Genomic DNA, 8426 nt, shown 5'->3' with positions numbered 1-8426 from the left:
CACCAGGGCAGCTTCTCGCGCAGCGGCTACGACAGCCTGGGCTTCCAGCTCAACGGCAGCATGGTGGGCGGCGATCGCATGCTCGGCAACGGCGCGGTGCTGGGTTATGCCATCAGCCACAGCCAGGGGTTGGGCAACCTGCAACAAAGCGCCGATCAAGGCTTCAGCCGCGCGCTGGAAGGCATGGTCTACGGCGGTGTCGTGCGGGGCAGCTGGTATGCGATGGGCCGCGTCGGCGTAGGCAACGACTGGCAGAACACGCGTCGCGAGTTGCTGCTCGGTAATCAATATGCCGGCGTGGGCAGCGTCAGCCATGGCACGTACGACGTGGCATACAGCGAAAGCGGCTATCGCTTCAATGCAGGCAAGTGGAAGTTCACGCCGTACGCAAACCTGCAGTATGCCTATGTCTCGCGGGACGGTTTCAACGAACTGGGTGGCGATGGCTTCGGCCTGAACACCGGCTCGCAGACGATCCAGCGCTGGCAGGCGGGTCTTGGTTTCCGTGGTTCGCGCGAGTGGAAGTTGCCCGACGGCAGCAGCCTCAGCCTGCAAGGCCATTTCCTGTGGCAGGATGCGTTCGCCATGCACGGCGTCGTACCGACGGCGAGTTTCGCCGCGCTGCAGCAGTTCATGCCGATCAATGGTATTGGACTGTCGCGCTACGGCAGCGTCGCGGGTGTGTCGTTGAATTGGCGCTTCTCGGCGCGCTCGCAGTTGTCGTTCGGTGCTGACCAATACACCGCGCAGCATGAGCACGCGACGATGGGCACCGTGAATTACAGCTTGGCGTTCTGAGCGTTTATCTCGCGGAAGACTTGCGTAGGTTGGGTTAGCGAAGCGTAACCCAACGATGTCACACCAAATGTTGGGTTACGCTCCGCTAACCCAACCTACGCGGGTTGCGGCAAGTGCGTCATTCCCGGCCGTGAAACAACTCCCGCCCGATCAGCATGCGGCGAATTTCATTCGTTCCCGCGCCGATCTCATACAGCTTCGCATCACGCAGCAGGCGTCCGGTGGGATATTCGTTGATATAGCCGTTGCCGCCGAGCGTCTGGATCGCTTCCAGCGCAACTTTCACGGCGTTTTCCGAGGCGTTGAGCAAACACGCGGCAGGATCGATGCGTGACTTCACGCCGGCATCGAATTCCTGCGCCACCATGTAGGCAAAGCCACGGGAGCTTTGCAGCTTGGTATACATGTCGGCGATCTTCGCCTGCATCATGCCGAAGGTGCCGATCGGTGCATTGAATTGCTTGCGCTCGCGCACGTAGGGCAGGGCGACGTCCAGCGCGGCCTGCATCAGGCCGATCGGGCCGCCGGAGAGCACCAGGCGTTCGGTATCCAGGCCGCTCATCAGCACGCGCACGCCTTCGTTCACTTCGCCGACGATGTTCTCGGCGGGAATCTCGCAGTTGTCGAACACCAGTTCGCAGGTGTTGGAGCCGCGCATGCCGAGCTTGTCCAGCTTCTGCGCCGTGCTGAAACCCTTCATGCCTTTTTCGACGATGAAGGCGGTCATGCAGCGGCTGCCCGCGTTGCGCGGCGCCGTGCGCATATAGACTAGCAACACGTCCGCGTCGGGGCCGTTGGTGATCCACATCTTTGAGCCGTTCGCCACCCACACGTCGCCCTGCTGTTCAGCGCGGCAGGTCATCGAACCGACCACGTCGGAACCAGCGCCGGGTTCGCTCATCGCCAGGGCGCCGACGTATTCGCCGGTGCACAGCTTGGGAATGTACTTGCGGCGCTGCGCTTCGTTGCCGTTGTGGAAAATGTTCTGCACGCAAAGATTGGAATGCGCGCCATAGGAAAGCCCCACCGAACCGGATGCGCGGGAGATTTCTTCCATCGCCACCATGTGCGCCAGGAAACCCATGCCGCTACCACCGTACTCCTCCGGCACGGTGATGCCGAGCAAGCCCATATCACCCATCTTTCGCCACAGGTCGTGCGGAAACAGATTGTCGTGGTCGATATGGTTGGCGCGCGGCGCGATCTCCTTTTCGGCGAAGGCAGAAACGCTTTCGCGCAGCAGGTCGATCTCTTCACCGAGCGGGAACGGGCGCATGAGGAACTCCTGGGGAATGAGGATGGAGATGCCAGGAATTGTAGCGCAGAGGTTTTTCAGGGCGCTGACGCGCCGCAGCGTAGGCTGGGTTGGCGCAGTGTAACCCAGCATCTCCGCGCCACAGTTGTTGGGTTACGCTGCGCTAACCCGACCTACGCCAGCCAACGGTTACGGTTGAACTTTCGCCAGCTTGCCCTTCATGATCACGCCGGACATCAAAAAGCCCACGTGACATTCGTATTTCTCAGGGTCGCTATATTCATCGCCATAAGCGCTGACGATATCGACCACCGCATTGGCACCGGCGGCCTTGGCTTCTGCCTGCAACGAGATCAACACCGACTGCAGCGCCCAATCGCAAGTGGATTGATCCGCCTTGCCGAATGCGTTGGTCTTGCGATTGACGCTGACGTCGCTCTTGACTACTTCCACTTGGCCCTGCGGATGATTGCCGTGCAGATAGAACTTCACCGTGCCATCCAGCTTGCCTGATTTGGTGGCATCGGTCACGGCGTTGGCGAACGGGTAGTGCTTGATCTGATCCCTGGCTGCCGCGATGCCGGGCACGGCCAACGACCATGCGATCACGAAGAGTGCTCTTGCTTTCATACCCCTGTCTCCTTGTAGATGTTCGAGCTTGCAAGCTTTTTTTCAACACAATCCGCCATTCACTGCCAGCACCTGCCGCGTGATATAGCTTGCCTCGGTACTCATCAGGAATTGCACCGCTGCGGCCACTTCATCCACGGTGCCGGCACGCTGCATCGGTATCACTTTGAGAATTTCATCCAGCGGCACGTCGTCGCTGGTCATGTCGGTATCGATCAAACCTGGCGCCACGCAATTGACGGTGATCTTGCGCTTGGCCAATTCCACCGCCAGCGCCTTGGCCGCGCCGATCACGCCTGCCTTGGAGGCGCTGTAGTTCACTTGCCCGCGGTTGCCGATCAAGCCCGAGACCGACGTGATGCACACGATACGTCCGGCTTGGCGACGACGGATCATCGGCATGATGATCGGATGCAGCACGTTGTAGAAACCATCCAGGTTGGTGCGCAATACCTGGTCCCAATCCTCGTCGCTCAGCGCGGGAAACGCGCCGTCGCGCGTCAGACCGGCATTGCAGACCACACCGTAGTAGGCGCCGTTTGCCTCAACATCTGCTTCAAGTGCCGCCACGCAAGCGACACGATCGGCCACGTCGAATTGCAGGATGCGCGCGTTACGTCCAAGCGCATGAATGGCTGCGCTCACCTGTTCGGCGTCTTCGCGCCGGCTGCGGCAATGCAGGACGATGTCGTAACCGGCTTGCGCAAGCCGCAATGCAATGGCGCGCCCGATGCCGCGGCTGGAGCCCGTAACCAGAACCGTATCAGCCATGCGGCGTCTCCCTAAGTGATGTGCTTGTAAAACGCCCCGGCGTCGCGGGGACTGTAGACATTCAAGCGCGCTTCGGCATGAATGCCCGGGGCTTCGATACGGCAATGGAACACGCCCATGCCTTGTTCGTCGTGGAATTCGCGTTCGGCTTGCACGCGCAAACAGATGCCGCCGGGAAACGCGTCGACGTTGCACGCGTAGTGCCGCGTGCCGAGCAGAAATCCCAGTCGCACCGGGCGCTGTTCTTCACGCGCGCGGCAGCCGGCCCAGGCGGCGATGGCTTGCGCCATCAACTCCACGCCCGCCCAGGAGGGCAGGTTGCCGTCGGCGTCCACGAACATGTCGCCTGATCGAACGATGCGGGTGCAAACGATATGCTCAACTTCGCACGCCTCGACGCAGTCGAGCAGGATCATCTCGCCCGCATGCGGCACCACTTCAGCGACGGGCCAGATCATGCGGGATCTCCCAGGATCAGCGAAGCATTGTTGCCGCCGAAGGCGAACGAATTGCTCATCAGATAGCGCCGTCCGCCAGCCGGTAGACGACTGCCGACGTCGATCAAGTTCAAGGCGGGCAATGCCGGATCGGCTTGGTGATCCCAGATATGCGGCGGCAGGCGACGTTCCGCGCGCTGGTCGGTCAGGCTCAGCCAGCAGAAGGCGGCCTCCAGCGCGCCCGCTGCAGCAAGCGTATGCCCGGTCAACGACTTCGTGGACGAACACGGCACCGCACTGCCGAACATGGCCGCCACCGCCTGGCTTTCCATGCTGTCGTTGTGCTCGGTCGCGGTGCCGTGCAGGTTGATGTAGTCGATCTGCGCCGCGTCGAGGCCGGCATGCAGCAGCGCATCGTGCATAGCCTTGCGCGCACCTGTGCCTTGCGGATCGGGCGAGGACATATGGTAGGCATCGGAACTCGCGCCGCCGCCAAGCAGTTGCACGGGGCCGGGTTCCCGCGTCATCAGAAACAACGCTGCCGCTTCACCGATATTGATGCCGCGACGATGCTTGGAAAACGGATCGCAACGCTGCAGGTCGATCGCTTCCAATGCGTGGAAACCGTTGATCGCTAGGCGGCAGAGCGTATCGACGCCGCCGCACAGCACGGCATCGCACAGCCCGGTGCGCAGCAGGCGCTGCGCGCTCATCAATGCACGTGCGCCGGAGGTGCAGGCGGTGGAGATGCTGTAGCAAGGGCCGGACAGCCCCAGCCATTGGGCGAGAAACTCGGCCGGCGCGCCGAGTTCCTGATGCGCGTAGCGGTAATCGGCGGGCCATGCGCCATCGTGTCGATATGCGCCAACGCCGTGCGTGGCTTCCTCGATGCCAGTGGTGCTGGTGCCGAGCACCACGCCGATGCGCGCGTGACCGTAGCGAGCGATGGCTGCACGGATGTCGGGTTCGATTTCCAGCGCGGCGGCGAGCAGCAGGCGGTTGTTGCGGTTGTCGCGGTCGCGCAAGGTGTCGGGTATCGGTGGCAGTTCGGCGCGCACACTGCCGAGTGGCGGCTGGTGATTGGGAATCCAGCCTTGCTCGGGACGGATGCCGTGGTCGTCGCCTGCGAACAAGGCTTCGGCGACCGCGGTTTTGCCTGCGCCGAGGTTGCAGAGGATGCCTAGAGCGTTGAGGTAGGTGTTCATGGCCAAGTTACCCATTCTCGCCGCAGACAGCTCCCTCCCCTACGTGCAGTAGGGGAGGGTTGGGGTGGGGTGTAGCCCACACGCTTGCGGCAAGCTCGTGCAACCCCACCCCAGCCCTCCCCTGCAAGCAGGGGAGGGAGCAAGGCTTGGCGAGGAAGAAGGTACTTCATACCACCGGCTTCCTCGCCGCCACATTCACCAGCGTTTCCTCCCGCTGCCCCGGCGGAGGCGGCGCCTTCAAGCCCCATCGCTCCAACAATCCAAAATCCTTCGAGCGACTCCACCACAAGTACGGAAGCGACACATTCCGCGGCTCGAATTCGAAGCCCTGCCAACGCAACATTTCCAGGTATTCCTCCGCGCTCTTCTGAACCTCCATCGGATGTCGGAAGAACCAGCGGATCACCCAGGTATCGATATACGCCCTGGTGGATTCGGCAAACAGCAACTGCCCACCTGGTTTCAGCACGCGCCAGAATTCGGCCAGCGCGCGTTCCTGTTCCACCAGGTGATGGAAGGTCTGGTGACAGAACACGATGTCGACGCTGTGATCCGGCAAAGGTATTTGCGCGCAGTCGGCGCTATGCAGTTCCACCGCGATGTCTTCGCGCTCGGCTTCGGCCTGGGCCAGCGAAAGGCTGTGCGGATCTGCATCCAGGCCGAGCAGGCGCGTGGGCTGGAACGCATCACGCAGCAGGCGGAATGATTTGCCCTGGCCGCAACCCACGTCCAGCAGCGTACCGCCTTGCGGCAGCGGTTCGCCGATCAGTCGCTTCAGATCGTTGATCGCCACGCGCAGCACGTGGTGCTGCCAGGTATGCGTGCGCAGGAAATGGAAACCGATGCGGGTTTCTTCGATGTAGGTAGGGCTGGCGTAGTTCATGAGGACAGGGAAGAAGAATGTTTGGGAGCGCCGCGCAGCCGCTGTTCGACCGCATCGATAAAAACCTTGGGCGATTCGAGCTGCATCTCGCCGCTGGCAAGATGCACCGCCACCTGCACACTGCTGGCGCGGGTAACGCGCTGGCGGCTCTCGGCGTCGCGAATCAGGTAATGGATCAGCAATCGGTTCTGCCATTCGACCAGATCGGCGCGCACGATCAGGCGCTGGCCGAAGCGCGCCGCCTGCACGTAGCGCAATTGCAGATCGATCACCGGCCACGCGTAGCCGGACGCCTTCATCTGCTCGTAGTTGTGGCCGATATCGTCGAGCAGCGCGCAACGCGCCACTTCCAGGTATTTCACGTAGTGGCCGTGCCAGACGACGTTCATCGAATCGACGTCGAAGAACGGCACCAGGATTTCCACGTCTTTGTGCAGCACGCCGCTAGTGCGCATCGGTGGTCTCCTTGTGCATGGGCGGTTGCCAATACGCGTAAAAATTGAACCATTGCTGGGGCGCGATCAAGCATTGCTGCGCCAGATGATCGGCATAGCGTTGCACCCATTGGCGAATGGTTTCTTCGCGCTGGCTGCGCTGCCAGTGCGCGCGGTCGAGGAAGGCATCCAGATAAATGCGGTAACGGCCATCCACCTTCAAGCAGCACAGCAGGTTTACCGGGCAACGCAGCAGGCCGGCCATCAGCCATGGGCCTTGTGGGAAGGCCGCCGCATGCCCAAGAAAATCCACCGACACGCGCCGGCCGTCGCCGAGCGGTACGCGGTCGCCGGCGATCGCCAGCCATTCGCCGCGTTCCAGGCGTTGCGACAGGTCCATCATCATCGCCGTATCCAGCTCGGTCACCTGGATCAGCCGCATGCTGCGATCGCCGGCTTCACCCAGCAGGCGATTGAATTGCGCCACGTGCCGGTTGTGCACCAAGACGTTGAGCGGCACCTGTTCGCTCAGCTCCGCCATCGCACGGCACACATCCGGATTACCCAGATGCGTCACCACCAGCATCTCGCCGCGGCCGCCGTGCTGGCTGCGCAACAGGCGGGCGCGCACGCCGGAAGGATCGACCAGCTGCACTTGTTCGAAGCGCAACCGGCCGCGCCACACGTCGAGTCGGTCGAGCAGGTTGTCGGCAAAGGCGATGAACTGGCCGAACACGCTTTTCAAGGTAGGCCGCAACGAGTCATCGCCACGCCACTGGGCCAGATAGGTTTGATACTGCCGGATATTGCGCCGCGCACTGCGCGCGGAGGCAAAGAAATACAGCACGATCACATAAAGCACCGGCGCCAGCAGGTGGCGCCCGAACACGCGCACGCTGAAGGCGGTAAGCCACATCAGCACGAAGCTGCCGCGCTCCTTGTGCGCGGACCAGTGGCGTTCCTGTACCAGTTGTTCGCTCATGATTCAGCGCTCCATGCCAGCCGGCCGGAAGAACAGGCGATATCGTCGAGGCGATAAGCGAAGTGCACTTTGTGGCGCACGGCGTCGTAGCGCAGCGTCAGGTTCACCCGATCGCCCGGACGCAGCAGTCGCTGGAACTTCAATGCCTCCATCAACCGGCACCGCGCGGGCGTGCCGAAGCGTTGCGCGGCGAAGCCAAGCGCCCAGGCCACCTGCACCATGCCGGGCAGCACCGGTGCCTGCGGAAAATGGCCGGGAAAATAGGCCAGATCGGGCGGTATTTGCAGCAGCAGCGTCCACGTGCCGCCGTGCTCGTGTTCGCCGAGCAGCATCGGATCGAGGCGTTGCCTGTTCACGCCGTACCCCGCAAACGGCGACGCAGCAGCCATTCGCCGCCGAACAACACGCCCATGATGAAGTACACCAGCAAACCGTTGTAGAGCGTCCACCAGGCCAGCGGCGCCCACAGCGTGAGTGCAGCCGACACTACGCCGTTGAATACGAAAAACCCCACCCACACCCACGTCACCTTGCGGGTGTAGGGAATCGCGGCCTCCGGCAGATCCGGCTCGCGCACGCGGGCAATGCGCTCCACGATCGGCGGGCCGAATTTCAGGCTGAGCCCGAACGCGCACAGCAGCAAGGCGCTGATCAGGGTGGGATACCAACTTAGCAGGGCCGCCTCGCCACTGAAGGCGAGCAGCGCGCAATACACCAGCGCGGCGGTCAGCATCCAGCGTCCGCCCGGTTCCTTTAACAGGCTGGGCGCGCGGATCAACCAGATCGCGCCCAACACCAGCGCGAACATCGGCGGCGGCACGCGATCCATGCCGAAATACACCACGAAGGGATAGAGCACCCCGGTGACGGGTAAGAGGAGCCTCTTCATGGTTTCTCCGTTGTTCGCCCTGGCGCTGAGCGGTTGCCAGGTGGTGGTGCGCGGCGCAGCGCCTGACTGGCCGTCAGGTCAAGCCGCGCGCCGCCATCTAGCGGCCGCTCAGCGCCAGGGCGGGCTGCGGAGAAGCCATGAA

Annotated in this window: 11 protein-coding genes; 1 reads left to right on the top strand and 10 read right to left on the bottom strand. The window is 62.6% G+C overall.

Annotation, left to right across the window (positions count from 1 at the left end):
* Positions 1-798, top strand: a 798-nt coding sequence (locus tag ACTHNE_RS02270) for an autotransporter outer membrane beta-barrel domain-containing protein (protein WP_440268487.1), incomplete at its 5' end; no start/stop codon positions are given.
* A 118-nt stretch (positions 799-916) separates the two neighbouring features.
* Here ACTHNE_RS02270 and ACTHNE_RS02265 read toward each other — a convergent pair.
* From ACTHNE_RS02265 to ACTHNE_RS02220, 10 genes are all read right to left on the bottom strand, one after another.
* A complete protein-coding gene (locus ACTHNE_RS02265) occupies positions 917-2074 on the bottom strand; it encodes an isovaleryl-CoA dehydrogenase (protein ID WP_324942997.1) in 1158 nt (385 codons plus the stop codon).
* A gap of 168 nt (positions 2075-2242) precedes the next feature.
* On the bottom strand, positions 2243-2683 hold the full coding sequence (locus ACTHNE_RS02260) for an excinuclease (RefSeq protein WP_440268486.1): 441 nt from the start codon (positions 2681-2683) through the stop codon (positions 2243-2245).
* Between the two features lie 42 nt (positions 2684-2725).
* Positions 2726-3454 carry a 3-oxoacyl-ACP reductase FabG gene (gene fabG, locus ACTHNE_RS02255; protein ID WP_324943003.1) on the bottom strand — a complete coding sequence of 243 codons (729 nt, stop codon included), beginning with the start codon at positions 3452-3454 and terminating at the stop codon, positions 2726-2728.
* Positions 3455-3465: 11 nt separating this feature from the next.
* The gene (locus tag ACTHNE_RS02250; RefSeq protein WP_324943006.1) at positions 3466-3912 is read right to left on the bottom strand and encodes a hotdog family protein; all 447 of its coding nucleotides are present in this window, start codon (positions 3910-3912) and stop codon (positions 3466-3468) included.
* The gene (locus ACTHNE_RS02245) at positions 3909-5096 is read right to left on the bottom strand and encodes a beta-ketoacyl-[acyl-carrier-protein] synthase family protein (RefSeq protein ID WP_440268485.1); all 1188 of its coding nucleotides are present in this window, start codon (positions 5094-5096) and stop codon (positions 3909-3911) included. The genes ACTHNE_RS02250 and ACTHNE_RS02245 overlap by 4 nt, the downstream gene beginning before the upstream one ends.
* Before the next feature lie 166 nt (positions 5097-5262).
* Positions 5263-5979 (bottom strand): class I SAM-dependent methyltransferase, encoded by a 717-nt coding sequence (locus tag ACTHNE_RS02240; RefSeq protein WP_324943012.1) that lies wholly within the window; start codon positions 5977-5979, stop codon positions 5263-5265.
* Positions 5976-6434 carry an acyl-CoA thioesterase gene (locus ACTHNE_RS02235; protein ID WP_345786023.1) on the bottom strand — a complete coding sequence of 153 codons (459 nt, stop codon included), beginning with the start codon at positions 6432-6434 and terminating at the stop codon, positions 5976-5978. The genes ACTHNE_RS02240 and ACTHNE_RS02235 overlap by 4 nt, the downstream gene beginning before the upstream one ends.
* Entirely contained in the window at positions 6424-7395 is a 972-nt protein-coding gene (locus ACTHNE_RS02230; protein WP_324943015.1) for an LpxL/LpxP family acyltransferase, read from the bottom strand. The genes ACTHNE_RS02235 and ACTHNE_RS02230 overlap by 11 nt, the downstream gene beginning before the upstream one ends.
* Complete coding sequence (locus ACTHNE_RS02225; RefSeq protein ID WP_324943018.1) at positions 7392-7751, bottom strand: ApeI family dehydratase; 360 nt, start codon at positions 7749-7751, stop codon at positions 7392-7394. Before ACTHNE_RS02225 ends, ACTHNE_RS02230 begins: the two co-directional genes overlap by 4 nt.
* A complete protein-coding gene (locus tag ACTHNE_RS02220; protein WP_324943021.1) occupies positions 7748-8284 on the bottom strand; it encodes a hypothetical protein in 537 nt (178 codons plus the stop codon). The genes ACTHNE_RS02225 and ACTHNE_RS02220 overlap by 4 nt, the downstream gene beginning before the upstream one ends.
* Positions 8285-8426 lie beyond the last annotated feature (142 nt).

Origin of the sequence: Dyella sp., assembly GCF_051954575.1 — a bacterium.
Classification (GTDB): domain Bacteria; phylum Pseudomonadota; class Gammaproteobacteria; order Xanthomonadales; family Rhodanobacteraceae; genus Dyella_B.
Note: the sequence above shows the minus strand (reverse complement) of the source record. Positions and strands in the feature narration are given on the sequence as shown.